Source organism: Kineococcus aridisoli (genome assembly GCF_050871885.1).
In the GTDB taxonomy this organism is placed as follows: domain Bacteria; phylum Actinomycetota; class Actinomycetes; order Actinomycetales; family Kineococcaceae; genus Kineococcus.
Window position 1 is genome coordinate 1 of the sequence record NZ_JBJLSF010000069.1, and the last position, 26,171, is coordinate 26,171.

The following is a 26,171-nucleotide window of genomic DNA, read 5'->3' on the forward strand; positions in this document are numbered from 1 at the left end:
CGGGCCGGGTCGCCCGGCCCGCACCGCCAGCGCGAGTCGCTCGGTGCGCAGGTCAGCGCTCAGCGCCGACCTGCCCGAGGCGGTCTTCCACGGTGCGCTCCCTCGGAGTCGTCGAGCCCGGGGCGTCGGCTCCGGGGGGGCGTCGGGTTCACAGGGCGTCGGGGCCGTGCTCGCCGGTGCGCACGCGCACCACGTCCTCGACGGGCTGGGTCCACACCTTGCCGTCGCCGATGCGCCCCGTCTGGGCGCTCTTGACGACGACCTCGACGACGTCGTGGACGTCGACGTCGTCGACGAGGACCTCCACGCGCACCTTGGGGACGAGGTCGACGGTGTACTCGGCGCCGCGGTAGACCTCGGTGTGCCCGCGCTGGCGGCCGTAGCCGGAGGCCTCGGAGATGGTCAGGCCCTGGATGCCGTAGGACTCCAGCGCCGACTTCACGTCGTCGAGCTTGTGCGGCTTGATGATGGCGGTGACGAGTCTCATGCGCTGACCTCCGAGGTGCCGGGAGCTGCGTGGCGGGCGTCGGGGCGGGGGGCGCCGCCGCCGGCGCCGATGCGGCCGGCGCCGCCGCCCAGCGTGCCCCAGTCGTAGGCGGACTCGGCGTGGGCGACCTGGTCGATGCCGGCCACCTCGTCCTCCTCGTCGATCCGGAAGCCCATCGTCTTCTGGATGGCGGTGCCGATGAGCCAGGTGGCGACGAAGGAGAAGACCATGACGGCGACGGCGGAGTAGAGCTGGATCCACAGCTGACCCGCGCCGCCCCCGTAGAAGAGGCCGTCGACGCCGGCCGGGGCGTCGGCGGTGGCGAAGAAGCCGATGGCGATCGTGCCCCACAGCCCGCCGACGAGGTGGACGCCGACGACGTCGAGGGAGTCGTCGTAGCCCAGCTTGTACTTCAGGCCGACGGCCAGGGCGCACAGCGCACCGGCGACGAGGCCGACGACGATCGAGGTGACGGGGTTCAGCGAGGAGCAGGCGGGGGTGATGGCCACCAGGCCGGCGACGGCGCCGGAGGCGCCGCCCAGCGAGGTGGCGTGACCGTCGCGGACCTTCTCGGTGAGCAGCCAGCCCAGGATCGCGGCGCAGGTGGCGGCGAGGGTGTTGACCCAGGCGACCGCGGCGGTGCCGTTGGCGGCGGTGGCCGAGCCGGCGTTGAAGCCGAACCAGCCGAACCACAGCAGGCCGGCGCCGAGCATGACCAGCGGCAGGTTGTGCGGGCGCATGGGCTCGCGGCCGAACCCGCGGCGCTTGCCGAGGACGAGGGCGAGGGCCAGGCCGGCGGCGCCGGCGTTGATGTGGATCGCGGTGCCGCCGGCGAAGTCGATGGCGCCGGCGCCGGCGATCCAGCCGCCGACCTCGGAGACGACCTCGTCGAAGGAGAACACCCAGTGCGCGACGGGGAAGTAGACGACCGTCGCCCACAGGCCGGCGAAGACCATCCAGGCGCCGAACCTGGCGCGGTCGGCGATGGCGCCGGAGATCAGCGCGACGGCGATGATGGCGAAGACGGACTGGAAGGCGACGAAGGCCATCGCCGGCAGCGTGCCGACGAGGTTGTCGGCGCCGAGCAGGCCGGTGAGCCCGAAGTACTCGAACGGGTCGCCGAGCAGGCCGCCGCCGACGTCGTTCCCGAAGGCCATCGAGAAGCCGTACAGCACCCACAGGACCCCGACCAGGGCCATGGCGCCGAAGCTCATCATCATCATGTTCAGGACGCTCTTCGCGCGGACCATGCCGCCGTAGAAGAGCGCGAGACCGGGGGTCATCAGCAGCACGAGAGCAGCGCTGGTGAGGACCCAGGCGGTGTCACCGGTGTCCATGGGCAGCAGGGCCTTCCACGAGGCCGGCGGTGCCGGCGGGGGCGGGGAGCGGGAGCGGGACCCACCGTGGCGCCCACGCGTTACAACCCCTCGCGCGCCGTGTTTCGGGTGCGTGACGAGCGGCGGCCCCGTGTGAACATCGCGTAACGCGGACGGCCCGGCCCCGCCCCGCCCCGGCCCCCAGCCCTGGCCGGCTCAGGACAGCAGGGCGTCCACGAAGGCCTCGGGCTCGAACGGCGCCAGGTCGTCGGGGCCCTCGCCGAGGCCGACGAGCTTGACCGGCACGTGCAGGCTGCGCTGCACGCCCACGACGATGCCGCCCTTGGCGGTGCCGTCGAGCTTGGTGAGCACGATGCCGGTGATGTCGACGACCTCGGAGAAGACGGCCGCCTGGCGCAGGCCGTTCTGGCCGGTGGTCGCGTCGAGCACGAGCAGGACCTCGTCGACCGGCCCGTGGCGCTCCACCACCCGCTTGACCTTGCCCAGCTCGTCCATGAGGCCGACCTTGTTCTGCAGCCGGCCGGCGGTGTCGACGAGGACGACGTCGACCTCGTCCTCGATGCCCTGCTTGACGGCGTCGTAGGCGACGGAGGCGGGGTCGGCGCCGTCGCGCTCGGAGCGCACGGTCGGCACCCCGACGCGCTCGCCCCACGTGGCCAGCTGCTCGGCCGCGGCGGCGCGGAAGGTGTCCGCCGCGCCCAGGACGACGTCCTTGTCCTCGGCGACGAGGACGCGGGCCAGCTTGCCGACGGTGGTGGTCTTGCCGGTGCCGTTGACGCCGACGACCATGACGACCGCGGGGCGGCCGGGCCGGCCGTCCTCGCCCTCGTGGCGGGTGGTGGCCAGGGAGCGGTCGACGTCGGTGCCGACGGCCCGCAGCAGCTCCTCGCGCAGCATCGCCCGCAGCTGCTCGGGCTCGCGGGTGCCCAGCACGCGCACCCGCTCGCGCAGCGCGTCGACGATCTCGGTGGTGGGGTCGACGCCGACGTCGGCCAGCAGCAGCGTCTCCTCGACCTCCTCCCACGTGGACTCGTCGAGGGTGTCGCGCGAGAGCAGCGCCAGCAGCCCGTGGCCCAGCGCGGAGTTGGAGCGCGCGAGCCGCTCGCGCAGGCGCACCAGCCGGCCTGCGACGGGTGCGGGCCGCTCGGTCGCGGGCAGCTCGTCGGGCAGCTCGACGTCGTCGACCGTGCGCAGCGGGGAGTCGCGCGGTTCCTCGGCGTCGTCACCGACCCCGGGCAGCGGCAGCTCGTCGGAGCGCGGCCCGACGCTGGAGCGGCCGGCCGCCTCCCCCGGCCGCGGCAGCGACCCGCGCCGGCGGCGCGGGCGCACCAGGCCGGCGAGCGCGCCCACGCCCGCCAGGGCGATGAGCACGACGATGCCGATGACGATCTCGATGGTCTCCACGGGCCCGGATCCTCCCAGACGGCGACCGCGGCGAGCGCGGGCGCTCCGGCCCCGTCAGCGCACCGGGGCGGTGCTGCGCTCCTCGCCGGCCGGGGTGCGGGAGGCGTCCAGGCGGTCGCGCACGCGGGCCTCCAGCGCCCGGGCGGCCCGCTCGCGCCAGGCGTGCAGGACCGGCAGGGCGCGGTCGGCCCAGGCGTCGAGGCGGGCGATGAGCCTGCTGCCCCGCCTGCGCATCGGCGCCGCGGCGACCGACAGCAGGACCACCAGCGCCAGCCCCACCGTGCACGCGAACGTCACGAGCATCGTCGTCATCACCACGCGTTCAACACTGCCCCGCAGGCCACGGCGGCACCACCCGGCGTGCCGACCGTTGCGACCCCGTGACCAAGTGCTCACCGCAGCGTCACCACGGCGCCGCCGGCGGGACTCACGGCGCCGGTCGGGGCGCCTGCGGGTCCCGCAGCCGCTGGCTGACGACGGTGCTGACGCCGTCCCCGCGCATCGTCACCCCGTAGAGCGCGTCGGCGATCTGCATCGTGCGCTTCTGGTGGGTGATGACGATGAGCTGGCTGGAGGAGCGCAGCTCCTCGAACAGGGTGATCAGCCGCGACAGGTTCGCGTCGTCGAGCGCGGCCTCCACCTCGTCGAGGACGTAGAAGGGGCTGGGGCGGGCGCGGAAGATCGACACGAGCATCGCCACCGCGGCCAGCGAGCGCTCGCCGCCGGACAGCAGCGACAGCCGCTTGACCTTCTTGCCGGCCGGGCGCGCCTCGACCTCGATGCCGGTGGCGAGCATGTCGGAGGGGTCGGTCAGCACCAGGCGCCCCTCGCCGCCGGGGAACAGGCGCGGGAAGACCTGCTCGTACTGCGCGGCGACGTCGGCGAACGCCTCGGAGAAGACCTTCTCCACGCGCTCGTCGACCTCCTTGACGATGTCGAGCAGGTCCTTGCGCGAGCGCTTGAGGTCGTCGGACTGCGTGACGAGGAACTGGTGGCGCTCCTCCATCGCCGCGTACTCCTCCAGCGCCAGCGGGTTGACCTGCCCGAGCTGGCCCAGCGCCCGCTCGGCGGCGCGCCGGCGCTTGTCCTGCTCGGCGCGCACGTAGGGCCGCGGCTGCGGCGGGGTCTCCGGCTCGGGGTCGCCGGGCGCCGGCGGGGAGGGCGGGACGAGCTGGTGGGGGCCGAACTCCTCGACGAGGACGTCGGGGTCGGTGCCCAGCTCCTCCAGCGAGCGCTGGCGCAGCTGGTCGATCTTCCAGCGCTGCTGGGCGCGGGCCACCTCGTCGGCGTGCCGGGTGTCGCCGAGGCGCTGCTGCTCGGCCTGGAGGGACTCCACGGCCCGGCGGGCGCCGGTGACCTCCTCGGCGAAGCGGGCGCGGGCCGCCTCGGCCGCCTCGCGCAGCCGGGAGGCCTGCTCGGCGGAGGACTCCCAGACGGCGAGGGCGCGCTGGGCGCCCTCGCGCACCCGCGTGGCCACCCGGGCCTGCTCGGCGCGCTGGGCGCGGCGGAGCGCGGCGCGCTCGCGGGCCGCGAGCTCCTCGCGGGCCTGGCGCTGCAGGGAGTCGGCGCGCCCGGCCAGGGCGCGGGCGCGCTCCTCGGTGGTGCGCAGCGCCAGGCGTGCCTCGGTCTCGGCGCGCCCGAGGCCGCGGGCCGCCTCGGCCAGGCGGTCGCGCTCGTCGGTGGAGACGTCCCCGTCGTCGGCGGGGGCCGCCGAGGCCGCCTCGAAGCGCTCCTCGAGGCCGGCCAGCTCGCGGCGGTCGGCCTCCAGCCGCTCGGCGACCTGGGAGCGGGTGGCGCGCAGCCGCTCGGCCTCGGCGGCCGCCGAGCGCACCGCACCGCCGAGCTGGCCCAGCTGCTCGGCGACGGCGTTCATCCGCGCGTCGGACTCGTGCAGGCGCTCCAGCGCGACCTCGACGCGCTCGGCGGCCGCGGAGCGCTCCGCGGTGGTCTGCTGCAGGGTGAACTGCGCCCGCTGGACGCGGTGCCCGGCGGCCGACAGCGCGTCGGCGGCCTCGTCGACGGCGGCCTGCACCTGCAGCAGGCTCGGCGCGGAGGAGGACCCGCCCGCCGCCCGGTGGGCGGCCAGGACGTCGCCGTCGCGGGTGACGGCGACGAGGTCGGGGCGGGCGGCGGCCAGCTCGCGGGCGGTGGGCAGGTCCTCGACGACGACGACGTCGCCGAGCAGCCGCTCCAGCGCGCCGCGCAGCTCCTCGGGCGCGCGGACGAGGTCGAGGGCGGCGCGGGCGCCGTCCGGCACCGGGGGCGGCGCGCTGCCGGTGGCGGGGCCGGCGACGAGCATCCCGGCGCGCCCGGCGTCGGCGGTGCGCAGGTGCTCGATGGCCTCGGCGGCGGAGGCCGGGGAGGCGACGGCGACCGCGTCGGCGGCGGCCCCGAGCGCGGCGGCGACGGCCTGCTCGTAGCCGCCCTCGACGCCGAGCAGGGCGGCCACGGAGCCGAGCACGCCCGAGACGGCGGGACCCGCGGCGAGCAGGGCACCGGCACCGTCCTTGCGGTCCAGGCCGATCTCCAGGGCCTCCTTGCGCGCCGACCAGGTGGCGCGCTCGCGCTCGGCGGCCTGCAGCTCGGCGCGGGCGGCCTCGTGGGCCTCCTCGGCGCGCGCGAGCGCCGCGGCGGCGCTCTCGTGCTCGCTGTCGAGGTCCTCCTCGCCCTCCTCGACACCGGCCACCTGCGTCTCCAGCGCGGTGAACTCGGCCTGGGCGTGCTCGCGGCGCTGCTCGGCGTCGGCGAGCGAGGCCGACAGCCGCTCCAGCTCGGCCTCGGCGGCCTCGGCGCGGCTGCGGCGGGCGGCGACCTGGCCGCCGAGGCGGGCCAGCCCCTCGCGGCGGTCGGCGGCGGCGCGCAGCGCGGCCGCGACCCGCTGGTCCTCGGCGCGGGCGGCCGCGTCGGCCTCGGCGCGGCGGGCCAGCACGTCGTCGAGGGCGGCGCGGTGCGCGGCGACCTGCTCGGCGAGCTCGGCCTCCTCGGCGCGGACGCGGTCGGCGGCGGCCTGCAGCTCCTCGGGGTCGCGGCGGCCGGCGGGCTCGTCGGGCTCGGCGGCCAGCAGCCGCAGCCGCTCGGCGGCCAGCGCCTGCACGCCGCGCAGCCGCTCGGCCAGCGACTGCAGCCGGTGGTGGGTCTCGACGGCGCGCGCCAGGTCCGGAGCGGCCGCGGCGGCCGCCTGCTCGGCGGCCGCCAGGCGGCGGGCGGCCTCGGCGAGGTCGGCCTCGACCTGCACCTGCCGCTGCTTGAGGGCCGCCTCGTCGGCCTCGTCGCGCTGCAGGGAGGTGCTGGCCTGCACGAGGTCGTCGGCCAGCAGCCGCAGCCGCGCGTCGCGCAGGTCCGCCTGCACGACCTGGGCGCGCCGTGCCGCCTCGGCCTGGCGGCCCAGCGGCTTCAGCTGGCGGCGGATCTCGGTGACGAGGTCGGCCACGCGCGTGAGGTTGGCCTCCATCGCGTCGAGCTTGCGCAGCGCCTTCTCCTTGCGGCGGCGGTGCTTGAGGACCCCCGCGGCCTCCTCGATGAAGGCGCGCCGCTCCTCGGGGGAGGCGTGCAGGACGGCGTCGATCTGGCCCTGCCCGACGATGACGTGCATCTCGCGGCCGATGCCGGAGTCGCTGAGCAGCTCCTGCACGTCCAGCAGCCGGCACGTCTGGCCGTTGATGGCGTACTCGGAGCCGCCGGTGCGGAACATCGTCCGGGTGATCGTCACCTCGGCGAACTCGATGGGCAGCGCACCGTCGGTGTTGTCGATCGTCAGGCTGACCTCGGCGCGGCCGAGCTGGGAGCGTCCCTGCGGGCCGGTGGTGCCGGCGAAGATGACGTCCTCCATCTTGCCGCCGCGCAGGCTCTTGGCGCTGTGCTCGCCCATCACCCAGGTGAGGGCGTCGACGACGTTGGACTTCCCGGAGCCGTTCGGGCCGACCACGCACGTGATCCCCGGCTGCAGCCGCAGCGTCGTCGCGGAGGCGAACGACTTGAACCCCTTGAGGGTGAGGGTCTTCAGGTGCACGGGACGGCAGCCTAACGAGCGCGGCCCCTTGATCCGTGGAGGCGATCCGCGGGCGCGGTCCGGCGGGCGCGAGCACGCCGGTGGGGGCCGGGCGGGTCGGGACCGGTCGGGGCCGGGGGCGCGGGTCAGCGCGAGCGGAAGCCCTGCACGCCGCGGGCGGGGGTCCACAGGTCGACGACCGCGTCGACCCGCCCGGGGCGCGCGCGGGCGGAGGGCTGCTCGCCCAGCCGGGCGAGCAGGTCCTCCAGCGCGGGGCGCGGGCCCTCGGCGACGACCTCGACGCGGCCGTCGGCCCTGTTGGTGGCGCTGCCGGCCAGCCCCAGCTCCAGGGCCTGCGAGCGCGTCCACCAGCGGAACCCGACGCCCTGCACGGCGCCGGAGACGAAGGCGGTGAGGCGGTCCACCCGCGCCACGCTAGAGGAGCGGGTGGACCGCGGGGTCAGCCGGCGCGGACGGTGTGCTCGCCCGCGCCCAGCTCCTGCTCGCCGCCGTCGGGCAGGCGCAGCAGCGCGCTGGTGCCCTCGGGGACGGTGACGTCGACGGAGAAGGCTCCGTCCTCCAGGCGCCAGGAGACCGCCAGCCGCCCGTGCGGGGTCGACAGCGCACCCCTGGCCCAGGTCAGGCCGCCGCCCGGCCGCGGGGCGATGAGCGCGCGCGCGTACCCCGGCTCCAACGGGGAGATCCCGGCGATGGTGCGGTGCATCCAGTCGGCCACCGCGCCCAGCGCGTAGTGGTTGAAGCTCGTCATCTGCCCGGGGTTGATGGTGCCGTCGGGCAGCATGGAGTCCCAGCGCTCCCAGATCGTCGTGGCGCCCATCGTCACCGGGTACAGCCAGGAGGGGCAGCCCTCCTCCAGCAGCAGCCGGTAGGCGTCCTCCAGGTGCCCCGTCGAGGTCAGCGCGTCGGTGACGTAGGGGGTGCCGGCGAAGCCGGTGGAGACGCGGTAGCCGGCCTTGGCCACCAGTTCCGCCAGCCGCTCCCCCGCCGCCTGGCGCTGCTCGCCCGCCAGCAGGCCGAACTCGACGGCCAGCGCGTACACCGTCGCGCAGTCCGAGCGCACGGTGCCGTCGGCCTCGACGTAGTGCTCCAGGAACGCCGCGCGCACCCGCTCGGCCAGCGCGTCGAACTCCGCCGCGTCGTCCTCCCTGCCCAGCACCCGCGCGATGTCGGCGGTGGTGCGCGCGCTGCGGTACGCCGCGGCCGTGGAGACCACGCCCTTGTCGGCCTTGGCCGCGGCCGGGTCGTCCGGCGGGGCGTCGGGGTCCAGCCAGTCGGCGAACTGGAAGCCGGTGTCCCACAGGCCCGTCGGCGAGAGCAGGCCCGCGACGCGGCGCACGTGCGCGGCAGCGGCCGGGTAGGCCTCGGCCAGTGCCTCGCGGTCGCCGTAGGCCTGGTACAGCGTCCACGGCAGCCAGGCCGCCACGTCGGACCAGAAGGACGTCGAGTCCGGCTTGCCCCGCTGCTCCCTGATGGGCACCCACTTCAGCACGTTGGGCACGACGTAGGGGACGATCCCCTCGTCGTGCGCCTGCTCGGCGTCGAGGTCGCGCAGCCAGTCGCGCAGGAAGGCGCTCACGTCGTACAGGTAGGCCGCGCTGGGGCCGAAGACGGCCAGGTCGCCGGTCCAGCCCAGCCGCTCGTCGCGCTGCGGGCAGTCGGTGGGCACGTCCAGGAAGTTGCCCTTGGTGCCCCACACGACGTTGCGGTGCAGCTGGTTGACGAGCTCGTGGGAGCACTCGAACTCGCCGGTGCGGGTGAGCTCGGAGTGGACGACGACGGCTTCGAGGTCCTGCGGGCGCAGCTGGCCCGGCCAGCCCTCGACCTCGGCGTAGCGGAAGCCGTGGAAGGTGAACGTGGGCTCGAAAGAGTCCTCCCCGCCGGAGAGGACGAAGGTGTCGGTGGCCTTGGCGCTGCGCAGCGGGCGGGTGCCCAGCTCGCCGTGCTCGAGGACCTCCGCGTGCCGGATCGTGACGGTCCGCCCGGCCTCGCCGGTCACGGTGAAGCGGATCCAGCCGACGAGGTTCTGCCCGAAGTCGACCAGGGTCTTCCCCGCCGGCGAGGTCCACACCTGCTCGGCCGGCAGGACCTCCTGGCGGCGCACCGGGGGGCCGACGTGCTCGGTCAGGCGCGCGGTGTCGAACTCCAGGGCGTGCACCCCGCCCCAGCCCTCGTCCGCCGAACCCGGGTCCGCCCACGCCGGGTCGGCCCGGCGGGCGTCGATGCTCTGCCCGTCGTAGAGGTCGTCGGCGAGCACGTGCGAGGCGTGCGAGCGCCAGGTGTCGTCGGTGAGCACGAGCTGGGTGTGCCCGTCGGCGAAGGCGACCTCCAGCTGGGCGATGCCGGCGGGCTCGGCGGTGTAGTACCCCGAGCCGCCGCCCCAGGCGAGGCGGCCGCGGGCCCAGCCGTTGCCGAGCGCCAGGCCCAGCACGTGCTCCCCGCCCTCTCCCCCCAGGGCGGCGGTGACGTCGTGGCTGCGGAAGCGCAGCCGCCACTCGTAGCTGCTCCAGCCGGGGCTCAGCACGTCGTCGCCGACGCGCTCCCCGTCCAGCCAGGGCTCCACCACGCCCAGGGCGCTGACGTGCAGGACGGCGGAGGTCACCTGCCCGTGGCCGGTGTCCAGGGTGAAGCGGGTGCGCAGCAGCGGGGCCTGCTCGACGTCGTCGGCGGCGATCATCGCGGCCTGCCAGCGTGGGGACATGCGGAGGGTCCTCCGGGTCTCGGGGTTCGGGTCTCGGGGTTTCGGGGCGGAGCGGGGTGGGTGTCAGCCCTTGACGGCGCCGGAGGTCATGCCGGCGACGATCTGACGGTTGAAGAACAGGTACAGCACCAACGGCGGGATCGTGATCAGCAGCACGTCCATGAACAACAGGTTGTAGCTGGACAGGTTCTGGCTCTGGAAGGTGAACAAGGTCAACTGCACCGTCGCCCCCGCATCCCCGGGCAGGAAGTACAACGGCGTCTGGAAGTCGTTGAAGACCGCCACCGACTGCACCAGCACCACCGTCACCACCACCGGACGCAGCAACGGCAGGATCACCCGGAAGAACAGCCGCAACGGCCCCGCCCCGTCCAGCACCGCCGCCTCGTCCAGCTCCCGGGGGATGGTGGAGATGAACGCCCGGAACAGCAGGACCGTGAAGGAGATCCCGAAGGCCACCTCCACCAGGATCAGCCCCGGCATCGTGGCGAACAGCCCCAGCCGCTGCAGCACCCAGATCGTCGGCACGATCGCCGGCGGCATGATCAGCCCCGCCAGCACCAGGAAGTTGATGAGGCCGCTGAACCGGCTGGCGCGCCGCTGCAGCACGAAGGCCACCATCGAGCCCAGCACCACCATCAACGTCACCGAGGCCACCGTCAGCACGATGGAGTTGATGAAGGCGATGATCAGCAGGTAGTCCCGCGTCTGCACCACCTCCACGAAGTTCTGCCAGCCCTGGAAGTTGCGCGGCAGCGCGAAGCGGAACTCCCCCGCCTGGCGGGCGTCCATCACCGCCACCAGCGCGATGAAGGCGAACGGCACGATGAAGACCACGATGCTGACCGCGATCGCCACGGCGCCGACGCCGTAGCGGTACAGCGCCGCCCGCGGCCCACCCACCCGAGCCCCCGAGGAGCTGGAGATGCGCTGGGGCCTGGAGCGGGGGCCCAAGGCCGCGGTGGGTCCGGTGGGGCCGGAGGTGGGGGTGGTGGTGGCGCTCACAGCTCGACCTCCTTGCGGGCCAGGAACCGCGTCAGCGGCAGCACGATCGCGGTCACCGCCAGGAAGAGGATGACGTTGCCGGCGGTGGACAGGCCGTAGAAACCGGCCTGGTACTGCTTGTAGATCACGCTCGCGATGACGTCGGAGGTGAAACCGGGCCCACCGCGCGTCATCGCCCAGATCAGGTCGAAGGAGCGCAGGCCCCCGATGAGGGACAGGGTGATCACGGTGGAGGTCGCCGGCCAGGAGAGCGGGAAGATGACGTTGCGGAACAGCGTCCACGAGCCGGCACCGTCCACCTTGGCGGCCTCGTAGTACTCCTTGGGGATGGAGACGATGCCGGCCATGTAGATCAGCGTGGCCAGCCCCACCCCCTTCCACACATCGACCATGGCCACCGAGAACAGGGCCAGGTCGGGGTTGGTCAGCCAGCCGGGCCCGTCGATGCCGATGGCACCCAGGGCGGCGTTGATGGCGCCCTTGGTGGGGTTCATCAGCACCTGGAAGGTGATGCCGACCCCGACGGAGGAGACCAGGACGGGGAAGAAGACCACCGCGCGCAGGTAGCCGCGGCCGACGATCTGGGAGGTGAGCAGCATCCCCAGCCCCAGTCCCAGGACGACCTTGGCGCCGGAGGTGATGACGGCGTAGACGAAGGTGTTGACGAAGCCCTTGGTGAGGGCCGGCTCGGAGAAGAACTGGGCGAAGTTGCCCAGGCCGATGAACTCGGAGTCGAAGATGGTCCAGCGGGTGAGGGCGAAGTAGAAGGAGAGCAGGGTGGGGATGATGAACAGCACGCCGTAGACGATCGCGGCGGGCAGGTAGAACCAGCCCGGGTAGGGGCCGTGCCGCTTCCCCTGCCCGTGCGGGGTGCGGGCCGGCCGGGTCCGGGAGCCGGCGGTGGTGCTGGTGGAGCTGATCGTCGTCGACACCTCGAGCGCCTCCTTCGACGGGCCCGCCCCCGGCAGGAGCCGGGGGCGGGCGGGGGTCGGTGAACTCACCAGCCTTCGAGACCGAGCTGCTGGGCCTGCTTCTCCACGTCCTGGTCGTAGAGGGCGGCGCCGTCCGCCGCGGAACGGATGCCGGAGCCGACCTCGACGGTGATCTGCTCCAGCGCCGGGCCCTTGACGGGCGAGAGGAACTCCAGCGCCGGGGACTGCGCGTCGGTCTCGAAGTAGGCGCTGACGTCCTTGGTCACCTGCGGGACGTCCGCGGGCAGCTCGCAGCCGTCCACCAGGTAGGGACCGGTGGGCGGTGCCGCCTTCGTCTGCGCCTCGCAGCCGTCCGGGCTGGCGATGAACGCCGCGAGCTTCTCCGCCGCCTCGAGCGCGGCGCCCGTCGTGCTCTTGGGGATGTAGACCGCGTTGGGGTACCAGGCGGTCAGGCCGTTGGTGGCCGCGTCCTGGCCGGGCAGCGCGAAGAAGCCGATCCGGTCGCCCGCGTCGGGGTCGACGCTCAGCAGCGTGGTGACGTTGGCCGAGAGGATGGGGTACATCGCCCCCTCCCCGGCGGCGAGCGCCCGCATGCCGTCCTCGACCTTCGCGGAGGCGAAGTCGGCGTTCTGCCAGCCCTTCTCGTGCGCCTCCTGCAGGTGCTCGAACCCGGCGAGGGCGGCGGGGTCGGTGGCGTACTTGGCCTGGTTGGCCGTGTACCGCTCCGCCCAGTCGGGGTTGGCCGCCGCGACGTTGTGGAAGTCGCCCAGGACGAAGAGCTGGGAGGTCCACGTCTCGCCGTAGGTCTGCACGACGGGCGCGATGCCGGCGGCCTTGATCGCGTCGGCGTTGGCGGCGAACTCGGCCCACGTCTTCGGCACCTGCAGGCCGAGCTGGGCGTAGACGTCCCTGTTGTACATGACGCCACCGCCGAACGCGGTGCCGTAGGGGACGCCGTAGGCGGTGTCGCCGACGGAGACCTGCGGCAGGTAGGTCTCGTCCACGGCGCCGATGACGTCGTCGCCCAGCGGCGCGAGGTTCTTCTCGGGGGCGATCTGCTGGAAGAGCGAGCCGGAGTTGTAGTCGAAGACGTCGGCCATGCTGCCGGTCTGCAGGCGGGTCTTGACGAGGTTGTCGCCCTCGCCGCCCGCCGGGCGCCCGTCCAGCTCGACGGTGATGTCCGGGTTGGCCGCCTCGAAGGCCTCGACGATGCTCGTCGCGGTGGCCTGGGCCGTCTCGTCGCTGCCGGTGAGCCAGGTGATCGTGGTGCCGCCGTCGCCGTCGCCGGAGGAGGAGCCGAGGCTCCCGGCGCTGCAGGCCGCCAGGGGGGCGAGCGCCAGGACGGCGACCAGGGCGGCGGCACGGGTGGTGCGGGGGTGGTGCGCGGTGCGTGTCACTGGACGTCTCCTCGTCGAGACCTGGACCGGCGACGGTGCCGGACGGCCGCCTGACACGATTCAAAGCGGCTGAGGCGAGTGTGGGGTCCGCCTCCGACCCTCGTCAAGCACCTGCGGCCGAGCGGGATCCGTTCCCGCGGCAGGAGAGCGCTCTCCCGCCGGCGGCCGGTCCGCGGGCGGCCGCCGGCGATCGTCGCCTGCTTCTTGTGAAACGTGTCAACGAACGGTTACGGTGGCGCCGACCCCCCGACGGAGTGGAGCCGTGATGACGACAGGACAGATCCCCTCGACGTCCCGCGAGAGCGTGCTCGCCGCCCTGCGCGAGCAGACCATCGAGCTGCCCTCCTGGGCGTTCGGGAACTCGGGGACGCGCTTCAAGGTGTTCGGCTCCCCCGGCACCCCCCGCGACCCATTCGAGAAGATCAGCGACGCCGCGCAGGTGCACCGCCACACCGGCATCGCACCGCGGGTCTCCCTGCACATCCCCTGGGACCTCGTCGACGACTACGGCAAGCTCGCCGCGCACGCCGCAGACCACGGCGTGGCGATCGGGACGATCAACTCCAACCTCTTCCAGGACGACGACTACAAGCTCGGCTCGCTGGCCCACCCGGACGCGAAGGTGCGCGCCAAGGCCGTCGCCCACCACGCCGAGTGCGTCGACGTCATGCGCGCCACCGGCTCCAAGGAGCTGAAGGTCTGGCTGCCGGACGGCACGAACTACCCCGGCCAGGACGACCTGCGCGAGCGCCAGGAGCGCCTGGCGGGCTCCCTGCAGCAGGTCTACGCCCTGCTCGAGCCGGACCAGCGCATGGTGCTGGAGTACAAGTTCTTCGAGCCGGCCTTCTACTCCACCGACGTCCCCGACTGGGGCACCTCGCTGCTGCACTGCACGGCGCTGGGCGAGCGGGCCAAGGTCGTCCTCGACACCGGTCACCACGCCCCCGGCACGAACATCGAGTTCATCGTGGTGCAGCTGCTGCGCGCCGGCCGCCTGGGCGCCTTCGACTTCAACTCGCGCTTCTACGCCGACGACGACCTCATGGCCGGTGCCGCGGACCCGTTCCAGCTCTTCCGGATCATGTACGAGATCGTCCGCTCGGACGCCCTGCGACCGGACTCGGGCGTCAACTTCATGCTCGACCAGTGCCACAACATCGAGGCGAAGATCCCCGGGCAGATCCGCTCGGTGACCAACGTCCAGCAGGCGACGGCGAAGGCGCTGCTCGTCGACCGCGCGGCGCTGCGCGAGGCCCAGCAGGCCGGCGACGTGCTCGCGGCCAACGACGTCTTCATGGACGCCTTCTCCACCGACGTGCGCCCGCTGCTGGCGCAGCTGCGCGAGTCGATGGGGCTGGAGCCCGACCCGATGGCCGCCTACCTGGCGTCCGGGTACGCGGAGAGGATCGCCGCCGAGCGCATCGGCGGCCAGCAGGCCGGATGGGGAGCGTGAGCATGACCGACGCGACCACCAGCACCACCGCGAGCGCGAGCGCCACGGTGGCCGCGCTGCTGGCGCGCTCCAACGCCCTGGGCGCGGACCCGCGCTTCACCAACTACGCGGGCGGCAACACCTCCGCCAAGGGCACCGGCACCGACCCGGTGACCGGCGAGGACGTCGAACTGCTGTGGGTGAAGGGCTCCGGCGGCGACCTGGGCACCCTCACCGAGCAGGGCCTGGCCGTGCTGCGCCTGGACCGCGTGCGCGCCCTGCGCGGGGTCTACCCCGGGGTGGAGCGCGAGGACGAGGTGGTCGCCGCCTTCGACCACTGCCTCTTCGGCAGGGGCGGGGCGGCCCCCTCCATCGACACCGCCATGCACGCCCTCGTGGACGCCGCGCACGTGGACCACCTGCACCCCGACGCCGGCATCGCGATCGCCTGCGCCGCCGACGGCGAGAAGCTCACCGAGACGGTCTTCGAGGGCAGGGTCGTGTGGGTGCCCTGGCGCCGGCCCGGCTTCCAGCTCGGCCTGGACATCGCCGCGGTCAAGGAGGCCAACCCGCAGGCGGTCGGCACGATCCTCGGCGGGCACGGCATCACCGCCTGGGGCGCGACCTCGGCCGAGGCCGAGGCGAACTCGCGGTGGATCATCGAGACCGCCACCGCGCACCTGCAGGCGAACTCCGTGCCGGAGCCCTTCGGCCCCGTCCTGGACGGCTACCAGGCCCTGCCCGTGGCCGAGCGCCGCGCGCGGGCCGCCGCGCTCGCCCCCCTCGTCCGGGGCATCGCCAGCCACGACGCGCCGCAGGTGGGGCACTTCACCGACTCCGAGGTCGTCCTGGACTTCCTCTCCCGCGAGCAGCACCCGCGCCTGGCCGCGCTGGGCACCTCCTGCCCGGACCACTTCCTGCGCACCAAGGTCAAGCCGCTGGTGCTGGACCTGCCGGCCACCGCGTCCGTGGAGGCGGTCACCGCGCGCCTGGGCGAGCTGCACGAGGCCTACCGCGCGGACTACCAGGCCTACTACGACCGGCACGCCAGCGCGGACAGCCCCGCCATCCGCGGCGCGGACCCGCTGATCGTCCTGGTCCCGGGCGTGGGCATGTTCTCCTTCGGCCGCGACAAGCAGACCGCCCGCGTCGCCGGCGAGTTCTACGTCAACGCGATCAACGTGATGCGCGGCGCCGAGGGCGTCTCCAGCTACTCCCCCATCGAGGAGGCGGAGAAGTTCCGCATCGAGTACTGGGCGCTGGAGGAGGCCAAGCTGGCGCGGATGCCGAAGCCGAAGCCGCTGGCCACCCGCATCGCGCTGGTCACCGGCGCCGCCTCCGGCATCGGCAAGGCCATCGCCACCCGGCTGGCGGCCGAGGGCGCCTGCGTCGTCGTCGCCGACCTCGACCTCGCCAAGGCGCAGGACGCCGCGGCCGAGATCGCCGGCGCCACCGGGGCGAAGGTGAGCACGGACGTGGCGATCGGGGTGGCCGCCGACGTCTCCAGCCCCGTCGCGGTCGCCGCCGCGGTCGAGCAGGCGGTGCTCGCCTTCGGCGGCCTCGACCTCGTCGTCAACAACGCGGGCCTGTCGATCTCCAAGCCGCTGCTGGAGACCACCGAGCGTGACTGGGACCTGCAGCACGACGTCATGGCCAAGGGCTCCTTCCTCGTCTCCCAGGCCGCGGCGAAGGTCCTCATCACCCAGGGCATGGGCGGCGACATCGTCTACATCGCCTCCAAGAACAGCGTCTTCGCCGGGCCGAACAACATCGCCTACTCGGCGGTCAAGGCCGACCAGGCGCACCAGGTGCGCCTGCTGGCCGCCGAGCTGGGCGGGCACGGGATCAAGGTCAACGGCGTGAACCCCGACGGCGTCGTGCGCGGCTCGGGCATCTTCGCCGGCGGCTGGGGCGCCCAGCGCGCCAAGACCTACGGCATCCCCGAGGAGGAGCTGGGGAGCTTCTACGCCCAGCGCACGCTGCTCAAGCGCGAGGTCCTGCCCGAGCACGTCGCCAACGCGGTGTTCGTGCTCACCGGCGGGGAGCTGTCGCACACCACCGGCCTGCACGTGCCGGTCGACGCCGGCGTCGCCGCGGCGTTCCTGCGCTGAGGCGCCGAGCACCCACGAGCACAGGGAGGCGGAAGGATGTCCGTCCACATCGCGGTGGACCTGGGGGCCTCCAGCGGCCGCGTCATGGTCGGCGCGGCCGCACCCGGGCGGTTGTCGCTGCAGGAGGTGCACCGCTTCCCCAACGGCCCCGTCCCGGTGGGGACCGACGACGGCGTGCAGCTGCACACCGACGTCGTCGGGCTGTGGCGGGAGGTGCTGGCGGGGCTGGCCACCGCGGCGCGCACCGCCCCCGGCGCGCGCACGGTCGGCATCGACACCTGGGCCGTCGACTACGGCCTGCTCGCGCGCGACGGCAGCCTGTTGGGGACCCCGCGGCACTACCGCGACCCGCGCACCGACGGCGTCGCCGAGCGCGTCCTCGCCTCCGTGCCGGCGCTGGAGCTGTACCGGCGCAACGGCCTGCAGCACCTGCCGTTCACGACGATCTACCAGCTGCTGGCCGAGGCGGGCGGACCGCTGCTGGCTGCCGCGGACCAGGTGCTGCTCGTCCCCGACCTGCTCGGGTACTGGCTGTCCGGCGTCAAGGCCGCCGAGGCCACCAACGCCTCCACCACCGGGCTGACCGACGTGCGCACCGGCCGCTGGGCGCCGGACCTGCTCGCGCTGGCCGGCGTGCGCCCGCAGCTGCTGCCCCCCGTCGTCGACCCCGGCGGCGCGCTGGGCGGCCTGCGCCCCGACGTGCTCGCCGGGACGGGGCTGCCGGGCTCCCTGCAGCTGGTCGCGGTCGGCTCCCACGACACCGCCTCGGCCGTCGTCGCCGTCCCCGCCCGCGACGAGGAGTTCGCCTACATCGCCTGCGGGACGTGGGGGCTGGTCGGCGTCGAGCTCGCCGGTCCGGTCCTCAGCGCGGGCTCCTTCGCGGCCAACTTCACCAACGAGCGCGGGGTCGACGACCGCATCCGCTACCTGCGCAACGTCATGGGCCTGTGGGTGCTGCAGGGGTGCCTGGCCGAGTGGACCGCCGCCGAGGGCCCGCAGGACCTGCCCGCGCTGCTGGACGCGGCGGCCGACGTGGGCGCCGGCGGGCCCCTGGTCGACATCGACGACCCGCGGTTCCTGCCGCCGGGCCCCATGGTCGCGCGGGTGCGGGCCGCGGCCGCCGAGGCCGGGGCGGCGCCGCCCACCTCCAAGCCCGAGGTGGTGCGCTGCGTCGTGGAGAGCCTGGCGCGCGCCTTCGCCCGCGCCGTCGACGACGCCGTCCGGCTGTCCGGGCACCGGGTGCGCGTCGTGCACCTCGTCGGCGGCGGGGCGCGCAACCGGCTGCTGTGCCGGCTGACCGCGGAGGCGAGCGGGCTGCCGGTGGTGGCCGGGCCGGTGGAGGCCACCGCGCTGGGCAACGTCCTCGTCCAGGCGCGCGCGGCGGGCGACCTGCGCGGGTCGCTGGAGGACCTGCGGGCGCTGGTCCGCGACACCCACGAGCTGACCACCTACGCTCCGAGCACAGCGCTCGTGCCCGGACTCGAGATCGGAACCGCGTGAAGATCGCCGTCATGGCCACCTGCCTGGGGGACGCGGTGTTCCCGCGGGCCGTCCAGGCCACCGTGCAGCTGCTGCAGCGCCTCGGCCACACCGTCGTCTTCCCGCCGGGGCAGACGTGCTGCGGCCAGATGCACGTCAACACCGGGTACCTGCGCGAGGCCGTGCCCGTCGTGCGCCACCACGTCGAGGTCTTCGGCCCCGTCGCCGAGGGCACCTGGGACGCGGTCGTGGCACCCTCCGGCTCCTGCACCGGCTCGGTGCGCCACCAGCACGCGATGGTGGCCCGCCGCGCCGGCGACGAGCGGCTCGCCGAGCGCGCGCAGGCCGTCGCAGCCCGCACCTTCGAGCTGTCCGAGCTGCTCGTCGACGTGCTCGGCGTCACCGACGTCGGCGCCTACTACCCGCACCGGGTGACGTACCACCCCACGTGCCACTCGCTGCGGATGCTGCGGGTGGGCGACAAGCCGCTGCAGCTGCTGCGCGCGGTGCGCGGGCTGGAGCTGGTCGACCTGCCCGACGCGGAGGTCTGCTGCGGCTTCGGCGGCACGTTCGCGGTCAAGAACGCCGACACCTCCACGGCGATGCTCGCCGACAAGATGCGCAACGTCCTCGACACCCGCGCGGAGGTCTGCACGGCCGGGGACTCCTCCTGCCTCATGCACATCGGCGGCGGTCTGGGGCGGCTGCGCACCGGCGTGCGCACCGTCCACCTGGCCGAGGTCCTCGCCTCCACCGAGGCGACGCAGACCCCGGCGGCCGCCGGCGGCCCCGGCGGCGTGCGCGACGAGCCCGTGGAGGCGCAGCGGTGAGCACCACCGACCTCGGCATCCCCACCGTCCGCGACGACTCGCGCGAGGACCCGCGCGGCACCGGGCTGCCCACGCACTCCCCCGCCGGGCAGGGCCACCTGCGCGGCACCACCTCCTTCCCGCGGGCCGCGCGCGCCGAGCTCGCCGACACCCAGCTGCGGCGCAACCTCGGCAAGGCGACCGGGATCATCCGCGCCAAGCGCGCCGGCGTCGTCGCCGAGCTGGAGGACTGGGAGGACCTGCGCCGGGCGGGCTCGGCGATCAAGGCCGACGTCATGGCCCGGCTGCCGGAGCTGCTGGAGCAGCTGGAGGAGAACGTCACCGCCCGCGGCGGCACGGTGCACTGGGCCCGCGACGCCGCCGAGGCCAACCGGATCGTCACCGACCTGGTGCGGGCCGCCGGCGCCGACGAGGTCGTCAAGGTCAAGTCGATGGCCACCCAGGAGACCGGCCTCAACGAGGCGCTGGAGGCCGCGGGCATCGCGGCGTGGGAGACCGACCTCGCCGAGCTGATCGTGCAGCTCGGCCACGACACGCCCAGCCACATCCTCGTGCCGGCCATCCACCGCAACCGCAGCGAGATCCGGGAGATCTTCCTGCGGGAGATGCCCGACGTGGACCCGGCCCTCACCGACGACCCCCGGGCGCTGGCGATGGCCGCCCGCGCCCACCTGCGGCGCAAGTTCCTGTCCGCGCGCGTGGCGGTCAGCGGCGCGAACTTCGCCGTCGCCGACACCGGGACCCTCGCGGTCGTGGAGTCGGAGGGCAACGGGCGCATGTGCCTGACGCTGCCGCGGACCCTCATCACGCTCATGGGCGTGGAGAAGCTCGTGCCCACGTGGAGCGACCTGGAGGTGTTCCTGCAGCTGCTGCCGCGCAGCTCCACCGGCGAGCGGATGAACCCGTACACCTCGACGTGGACGGGCGTCACCCCCGGCGACGGCCCGCAGGAGTTCCACCTGGTCCTGCTCGACAACGGCCGCTCCGCGGTGCTGGCCGACCCCGACGGCCGCGCGGCGCTGCACTGCATCCGCTGCTCGGCCTGCCTGAACGTGTGCCCGGTCTACGAGCGCGTCGGCGGGCACGCCTACGGCTCGGTCTACCCCGGCCCCATCGGCGCGGTCCTCAGCCCGATGCTCACCGGCATCAGCGGTGCCGACGACCCGAACGCCTCGCTGCCGTACGCCTCCTCGCTGTGCGGGGCGTGCTTCGACGCCTGCCCGGTGCGCATCGACATCCCGAACCTGCTCGTGCAGCAGCGGGCGGCGTCGGTGGAGTCGCACACCCGCCCCACCGCCCAGGACCTGGCGATGAAGGCGGCCGCGGTGGCGATGACCTCGGCGGGGCGCTTCGAGGCCGCCGAGAAGGGGCTGGCGCTGGGCCGGCTGCTGGCCGGGCGGGAGGACCGCATCAGCTCGCTGCCGTGGCCGGCCTCGGTCGTGGCCTCGCACTGGACCGGTGCCCGCGACGTGCCCGCCCCGCCGGCCGAGACGGCCCGGCGCTGGTGGAAGCGGACGGGGGGGCGGGCGTGAGCGCGCGCGAGGAGGTGCTGGCCCGGCTGCGGGCGGCCCGCGACGCCGGCGCCCCGCGCGAGGCGCTGCCCCCGGTGCCGCGCACCTACCGCCGCACCGGTGCGCACGCCCCCGGCAGCCCGGCGGTCCTGGACCTGCTCGCCGAGCGGATCGAGGACTACCGGGCCCGGGTGCTGCGCGTCGGCACCGACGGCGAGGTGGCCGCGGCGGTGGCCCGGTGCCTGGCCGAGGCCGGGTCGGCGCGCCTGGTCGTGCCCGCCGACCTGCCCGCGCCCTGGCGGGCCGGCTTCGGCGGGCGCAGCGTCCTGGAGGACTCCGCGCAGGCGCCGGCGAGCGTGGAGCAGCTCGACGGCGTCGACACCGTCGTCACCGCCGGCGCCGTCGCGATCGCCGAGACCGGCACCGTCGTGCTGGCCTCCGGTGCGCCCGGCCAGGGCCGGCGCGCGCTGTCGCTGGTGCCCGACCACCACGTCTGCGTCGTGCGCGGCGAGGACGTCGTCGCCTCGGTGCCCGAGGGGCTGGCGCGCCTGGACCCGGCGGCACCGCTGACGTTCGTCTCCGGCCCCAGCGCCACCAGCGACATCGAGCTGGACCGGGTCGAGGGCGTGCACGGCCCCCGCCGCCTGGACGTCGTCCTCGTCGGCTGACCGGGTCCGGGCGGACCCCGGGCCCGGTCAGTGCACCGGCGCCACCGGGGAGATGACCACCTCCCGCACCGGGTGGTGCACCGTCGTCCACGTCGCCGACAGCGACTCGTGCAGCACCGCGGCGGCGGCGCCGTGCGCGCCCGCCTGCTCGCCGGCGTCGCTGACGCGTACCGCGACCCGGTGCACCTCGCGGGTCATCGCCACGGCCAGGTGCCGCTCGACGGCCGCCAGCACCCGCTGCGCCCCGGAGCGCAGACCGCTGCCGGCCAGGACGACCTCGCCGACGTCGAGGACGTTGACGACGCCCAGCACCACGCGGGCGATGTCGGCGGCGGCCTGCTCGAGCACGTCCGCGGCGTGGGCGTCCTCGCCGGCGGCGCGCACGGCGAGCAGGTCGTGGTCCTCGATGACGCTGCGCTCGGCCAGCCGCAGCCCGGCGCGGCGGGCGGCGGGCAGCCCGACGCGCTCGACGTAGCGGCGCACGACGGCCGCCGGGGCGGCCACCGCCTCCAGGCAGCCGCGCGAGCCGCACGGGCAGACCGGTCCGCGCGGGTCGACGACGACGTGCCCGATCTCGCCGGCGTTGCCCGAGCGCCCGCGCACGACCTCGTCGCGCAGGACGATGCCGCCGCCGATGCCCGCCCCCACGTGCACGTGCAGGAAGCTGCGGCCCGTGCGCGCCGAGCGCCACAGGTCCCCGACCGCCCCCGCCGTCGCGTCGTTCTCCACCAGCACCGGCAGGCCGAGCGACTGGGCGAGCAGGTCCGCGATGGCCACCCCGCGCCAGCCCGGCAGGTTGATGGCCGAGCTGCGCACCGGCCCGGTGAAGTCGATCGGGCCCGGCACCGCCACCCCGAGCCCGCGCACGGCCTGCGGCTGCAGGCCCCGCAGCTCCGCCTCCTCCAGCAGGCGGCGCACCAGGCCCGCGGCGTGGGCGACGACGAGCTCGACCGGCGCCTGCGGGTCCGGCAGCGGTTCGCGGCCGCTGCCGAGCAGACCGCCGCGCAGGTCCAGCAGCACCGCGTCCAGGTGCTCGCGGTCCAGCTGCAGCCCCGCGGCGACGACCGCGCCCGGGCGCACCGACAGCGCCGTGCGCGGCTTGCCCGCCACCCGCACCGCCGCCCGCACCGGTGCCGGGCCGGCGCCCTCCTGGACCAGGCCCCGCTCCAGCAGCCGGCGGACGATGTTGGACACCGTCTGCTGGGTCAGCCCGCTCGCGCCGGCCAGCTCCGTGCGCGACGTCCCCGGGTGGCGGCGGATGCCGTCCAGCACCACCGCCTGGTTGTAGTCGCCCACCCAGGGCAGGTTCGTTCCACGTCGCACCGCGCCTCCTCGCGCTCGGCGAACCGATGGGATCGTTCCCAGATCATGCGGCGCGTCCGTTGACACGGTCAATCCACTGGATTTACTTTTCCGGAGCGGAACGGCGGCGCAGCCGCTCCGGGCGAGTCGAAGATGATCGAGCCACCGCACCACGAGGGAGTGGGTTGTGCGACGTCGAACCTTCTTGACAGCAGCCGGCCTCGGCGCCGGCACCGCCCTCGGGACCGCCGCCTGCGGCGGCGGCTCCTCCGAGGGGTCCTCCGACACCTCCACCGTCAAGGTCGCGTACCAGCAGTGGGGTTCGGGCACGGTGATGAAGGACTACCTGACCGGGGTGAAGCAGACCTTCGACTCCGCGAACAACGGGACGACGCTGGAGCTGGTCCCCATCGTCGCCTCCGAGAACGACTACTACACCAAGCTGCAGCTCATGATGCGCTCGCCGCGCACCTCCCCCGACGTGGTCTACGAGGACACCTTCCTCATCAACTCCGACATCACCGCCGGGTACCTGCAGCCGCTGGACGGCTGGCTGGACTCGTGGGAGGAGTGGGACCAGTTCCAGGACGTCGCCAAGGGCGCCGCCAAGGCCGCCGACGGCAAGACGTACGGCGTCCCCGACGGCACCGACACCCGTGCGCTGTGGTTCAACAGGCAACTGCTCACCCAGGCCGGGCTGCCCGAGCAGTGGGCACCGACGACGTGGGACGAGCTCCTGGCCGCCTGCCGCGAGATCAAGGGCAAGCTGCCCGGCGTCACCCCCATCAACGTCTACGCCGGCAAGGCCGCCGGCGAGGCCGCCTCGATGCAGGGCTTCGAGATGGTGTTCTACGGAACCGGCACGACCCTGTACGACCCCGATTCCGAGACCTGGAACGTCGGCAGCCCCGAGTTCCGCGACTCGCTGCAGTTCATCAAGACCCTCTACGACGAGAAGCTCGCACCGGACCCGTCCATCGCCCTCGACGCGCAGATCGGCAACCGCGTCAGCGAGGAGTTCCTGCCCGGCGGGACGCTCGCCATCGCCCTCGACGGCTCCTGGCAGTCCAGCAACTGGCTGGAGACCGGCGGAGCGCCCTGGCCGGAGTGGAACGACGTCATGGGGCAGACCCCGATGCCCACCCGCGACGGCTCCGATCCCGGCAGCATCAGCATGTCCGGCGGCTGGACCTGGGCCATGACGAAGAACACCAGCAGCGCCGACAACGCCTGGAAGGCGATCTCCACGCTCACCGCCTTCGAGAACAACCTGCGCTTCAACATCAACTCCGCGGCCGTCGCCGTCCGCAAGGACGTCGCCACCGACCCGGAGTACACCGGTTCCAACCCGACGCTGGAGTTCTTCTCCAGCCTCGTCCCGGTGACCCAGTACCGCCCGCAGAACACCGAGTACCCGCGCGTCTCCAACGAGATCCAGGTCGCGATGGAGGCCGTCGTCACCGGCCAGGCCAGCGTCTCGGAGGCGGCCGACGCCTACGACGAGGCCGTCAAGGGCATCGTGGGCGAGGACCGGACCGGAACGCTCTGAGACCCGATCCCGAGGAAGGGAGGTCCCGTGGCAACGATCACCCGCCCGTCCCCCGGCGCCCCGGCCGGGGGTGAACTGCGACGACGGACGCACCCCGTCCGGGTGGACATCGCCCGGGCCCTCCCGCTCACGCCGGCGGTCCTGCTGCTGCTGGTGTTCCTGGCGGGCCCGATCCTGTGGTGCGTCTACGCGGCGTTCACCAACATCGCGCTCACCGGTGCCGGGTCCGGCGACACGCAGTTCGTCGGTCTGGCGAACTTCCGGGAGGCCTTCGGCAGCAAGGACTTCGCCAACTCCGTCGTCCTGACGCTCGTCTTCACCGTGCTCTCGGCGGTCATCGGGCAGAACCTGCTCGGCCTGGCGCTGGCCCTGCTGCAGAAGCGCGCGGCACCGGTGGTCCGCTCCCTCGTCGGCGCCACCGTCATCGGCGCCTGGGTGATCCCCGAGGTCGTCGCCGGTTACCTGTGGTACGCCTTCCTGGCCCAGGACGGCACGCTCAACGAGGTCATCGGCGGCCTGGGCCTGAGCCAGAACTGGCTCTACACGCTGCCCATCGTCGCGGTGTCGCTGGCCAACGTCTGGCGCGGCACGGCGTTCTCGATGCTCGTCTACAACGCGGCGCTCTCGGAGATCCCCGCCGAGATCGAGGAGGCCGCCGAGATGGACGGGGCGACCGGCTGGGGCCGGCTGCGGCACGTGACCATCCCCATGATCCGCCGCACCGTCACGACCAACCTCATGCTCATCACGCTGCAGACGCTGTCGGTGTTCGGGCTCATCTACACGATGACCAAGGGCGGGCCGGGCACCAAGAGCCAGACGCTGCCGCTGTACATGTACGAACAGGCGTTCTCCTTCAGCCAGATCGGCTACGGGACCGCCATCGCGCTCGTCCTGCTCGTGGTCGGCGCGGTCTTCTCCCTGGTCTACATGCGCCTGCTGCGCGAGGACGGTTGATGCCCCGTGACCACCTCCACCGGTAGCACCACCGCCGCGGCCACCGTGACGACGTCGCCGCCGTCGGTCCGCTCGACCAGGCCCCGCGGCCCGCGCACCTGGGTCGCCACCACGCTCGTGAACGTCGTGACGGCGGTCATCGGCGTGCTGTTCCTCGTCCCGCTGCTGTGGGTCGTCTTCGCCGCCGTCAACGCCGACGCCGGCCTCAAGCTGTCCTGGCCCGGCTCCGGCTTCAGCCTGGACAACTTCCGCGCCGTGATGACCCCGGAGACGACCTACCGCCCCATGTGGAACGGGCTGGTGCTGTGCGTGAGCTCCTCGGCCATCGCGATGGTCGTGGCGACGCTGGCGGCGTACCCGCTCTCGCGGTTCGAGACCCGCTACAAGCGCCCGTTCCTGCTGACCATCCTCTTCTCCACCGGGCTGCCGATCACGGCCATCATGGTCCCCGTCTACGGGCTCTTCGTGCAGCTCAACCTCGTCGACACCCTCAGCGGCACCGTCGCCTTCATGGCGACGACGGCGCTGCCCATCGCCATCTTCCTCATGAAGAACTTCATGGACGGCGTGCCGATCACGCTGGAGGAGGCCGCCTGGACCGACGGGGCCAGCTCGATGCAGACGCTGCGCCACGTCGTGCTGCCGCTCATGTGGCCGGGGCTGTCGGTCGTGCTGATCTTCACCTTCATCGGCCAGTGGGGGAACTTCTTCATCCCCTTCGTCCTGCTGCTCTCCCCCGACCAGCTGCCGGCCTCGGTGAGCATCTTCACCTTCTTCGGCCAGTACGGCTCGGTGCAGTGGGGCCAGCTGGCGGCCTACTCGGTGCTCTACACGCTGCCGGTCGTCGTGCTCTACCTGCTGCTCTCGCGCCGCCTCGGCGGGGCCTTCACCTTCGGCGGCGCGCTCAAGGGCTGACCGCGCCGGTGCGAGCGCCCCCGCGATCGCGACGCGCTGGCGCTGGCCGCCGGTCAGCTCGTGCGGGCGCCGGGCCGCCACGAGCTCGGCGGGGGTGAGGTTGACCCGCTCCAGCATCTCCACCACGCGCTCGTGGGTCTGGCGGGGG

The 26,171-nt window shown here is 74.0% G+C and carries 20 protein-coding genes and 1 pseudogene; 9 read left to right on the top strand and 12 right to left on the bottom strand.

Features of this window, described 5'->3' with window-relative positions:
• Positions 1-148: 148 nt before the first annotated feature.
• The 10 genes from ACRYM2_RS16900 to ACRYM2_RS16945 form a co-directional block, all read right to left on the bottom strand.
• A complete protein-coding gene (locus ACRYM2_RS16900; RefSeq protein ID WP_166617200.1) occupies positions 149-487 on the bottom strand; it encodes a P-II family nitrogen regulator in 339 nt (112 codons plus the stop codon).
• Positions 484-1,824 (bottom strand): ammonium transporter, encoded by a 1,341-nt coding sequence (locus ACRYM2_RS16905; protein ID WP_432523601.1) that lies wholly within the window; start codon positions 1,822-1,824, stop codon positions 484-486. The genes ACRYM2_RS16900 and ACRYM2_RS16905 overlap by 4 nt, the downstream gene beginning before the upstream one ends.
• A 195-nt stretch (positions 1,825-2,019) precedes the next feature.
• A complete protein-coding gene (ftsY, locus tag ACRYM2_RS16910; RefSeq protein WP_432523602.1) occupies positions 2,020-3,228 on the bottom strand; it encodes a signal recognition particle-docking protein FtsY in 1,209 nt (402 codons plus the stop codon).
• 54 nt (positions 3,229-3,282) lie between these two features.
• Entirely contained in the window at positions 3,283-3,546 is a 264-nt protein-coding gene (locus ACRYM2_RS16915) for a hypothetical protein (protein ID WP_432523603.1), read from the bottom strand.
• Positions 3,547-3,655: 109 nt separating this feature from the next.
• The gene (smc, locus tag ACRYM2_RS16920; protein ID WP_432523604.1) at positions 3,656-7,237 is read right to left on the bottom strand and encodes a chromosome segregation protein SMC; all 3,582 of its coding nucleotides are present in this window, start codon (positions 7,235-7,237) and stop codon (positions 3,656-3,658) included.
• A 125-nt stretch (positions 7,238-7,362) separates the two neighbouring features.
• The gene (locus ACRYM2_RS16925) at positions 7,363-7,641 is read right to left on the bottom strand and encodes an acylphosphatase (protein WP_432523605.1); all 279 of its coding nucleotides are present in this window, start codon (positions 7,639-7,641) and stop codon (positions 7,363-7,365) included.
• A gap of 35 nt (positions 7,642-7,676) precedes the next feature.
• On the bottom strand, positions 7,677-9,935 hold the full coding sequence (locus ACRYM2_RS16930) for a family 78 glycoside hydrolase catalytic domain (protein WP_432523606.1): 2,259 nt from the start codon (positions 9,933-9,935) through the stop codon (positions 7,677-7,679).
• A gap of 63 nt (positions 9,936-9,998) precedes the next feature.
• Positions 9,999-10,838 carry a carbohydrate ABC transporter permease gene (locus tag ACRYM2_RS16935; RefSeq protein ID WP_432523618.1) on the bottom strand — a complete coding sequence of 280 codons (840 nt, stop codon included), beginning with the start codon at positions 10,836-10,838 and terminating at the stop codon, positions 9,999-10,001.
• Positions 10,839-10,936: 98 nt separating this feature from the next.
• A complete protein-coding gene (locus ACRYM2_RS16940) occupies positions 10,937-11,872 on the bottom strand; it encodes a carbohydrate ABC transporter permease (RefSeq protein ID WP_432523607.1) in 936 nt (311 codons plus the stop codon).
• Between the two features lie 65 nt (positions 11,873-11,937).
• Positions 11,938-13,269: an ABC transporter substrate-binding protein gene (locus ACRYM2_RS16945; RefSeq protein ID WP_432523608.1), complete on the bottom strand. Its 1,332-nt coding sequence runs from the start codon at positions 13,267-13,269 to the stop codon at positions 11,938-11,940.
• Between the two features lie 265 nt (positions 13,270-13,534).
• On the opposite strand from ACRYM2_RS16945, the gene rhaI reads away from it, so the two are divergent.
• The 6 genes from rhaI to ACRYM2_RS16975 all read left to right on the top strand — a co-directional run bounded on the left by rhaI (position 13,535) and on the right by ACRYM2_RS16975 (position 21,300).
• A complete protein-coding gene (rhaI, locus tag ACRYM2_RS16950) occupies positions 13,535-14,722 on the top strand; it encodes an L-rhamnose isomerase (RefSeq protein ID WP_432523609.1) in 1,188 nt (395 codons plus the stop codon).
• Positions 14,710-16,812: a bifunctional aldolase/short-chain dehydrogenase gene (locus ACRYM2_RS16955; RefSeq protein ID WP_432523610.1), complete on the top strand. Its 2,103-nt coding sequence runs from the start codon at positions 14,710-14,712 to the stop codon at positions 16,810-16,812. The genes rhaI and ACRYM2_RS16955 overlap by 13 nt, the downstream gene beginning before the upstream one ends.
• A gap of 36 nt (positions 16,813-16,848) precedes the next feature.
• Entirely contained in the window at positions 16,849-18,312 is a 1,464-nt protein-coding gene (locus ACRYM2_RS16960; RefSeq protein ID WP_432523611.1) for a rhamnulokinase, read from the top strand.
• Entirely contained in the window at positions 18,309-19,121 is an 813-nt protein-coding gene (locus ACRYM2_RS16965; protein ID WP_432523612.1) for a (Fe-S)-binding protein, read from the top strand. Before ACRYM2_RS16960 ends, ACRYM2_RS16965 begins: the two co-directional genes overlap by 4 nt.
• Before the next feature lie 65 nt (positions 19,122-19,186).
• A complete protein-coding gene (locus ACRYM2_RS16970) occupies positions 19,187-20,653 on the top strand; it encodes a LutB/LldF family L-lactate oxidation iron-sulfur protein (protein WP_432523619.1) in 1,467 nt (488 codons plus the stop codon).
• The gene (locus ACRYM2_RS16975; RefSeq protein ID WP_432523613.1) at positions 20,650-21,300 is read left to right on the top strand and encodes a LutC/YkgG family protein; all 651 of its coding nucleotides are present in this window, start codon (positions 20,650-20,652) and stop codon (positions 21,298-21,300) included. Before ACRYM2_RS16970 ends, ACRYM2_RS16975 begins: the two co-directional genes overlap by 4 nt.
• 27 nt (positions 21,301-21,327) lie before the next feature.
• On the opposite strand, the gene ACRYM2_RS16980 is transcribed toward ACRYM2_RS16975, so the two are convergent.
• Entirely contained in the window at positions 21,328-22,623 is a 1,296-nt protein-coding gene (locus ACRYM2_RS16980; protein WP_432523614.1) for an ROK family transcriptional regulator, read from the bottom strand.
• A 166-nt stretch (positions 22,624-22,789) separates the two neighbouring features.
• Here ACRYM2_RS16980 and ACRYM2_RS16985 point away from each other — a divergent pair, with 166 nt between their 5' ends.
• Genes ACRYM2_RS16985 through ACRYM2_RS16995 form a run of 3 tightly spaced genes read left to right on the top strand, consistent with a single transcriptional unit; the run spans position 22,790 to position 26,023 of the window.
• A complete protein-coding gene (locus tag ACRYM2_RS16985; protein WP_432523615.1) occupies positions 22,790-24,151 on the top strand; it encodes an extracellular solute-binding protein in 1,362 nt (453 codons plus the stop codon).
• A 27-nt stretch (positions 24,152-24,178) separates the two neighbouring features.
• On the top strand, positions 24,179-25,108 hold the full coding sequence (locus tag ACRYM2_RS16990) for a carbohydrate ABC transporter permease (RefSeq protein WP_432523616.1): 930 nt from the start codon (positions 24,179-24,181) through the stop codon (positions 25,106-25,108).
• Positions 25,109-25,114: 6 nt separating this feature from the next.
• Complete coding sequence (locus ACRYM2_RS16995; RefSeq protein WP_432523617.1) at positions 25,115-26,023, top strand: carbohydrate ABC transporter permease; 909 nt, start codon at positions 25,115-25,117, stop codon at positions 26,021-26,023.
• Positions 26,024-26,029: 6 nt separating this feature from the next.
• On the opposite strand, the pseudogene ACRYM2_RS17000 reads toward ACRYM2_RS16995, so the two are convergent.
• A pseudogene (locus ACRYM2_RS17000) lies at positions 26,030-26,171 on the bottom strand (ABC transporter ATP-binding protein); the annotation flags it as partial.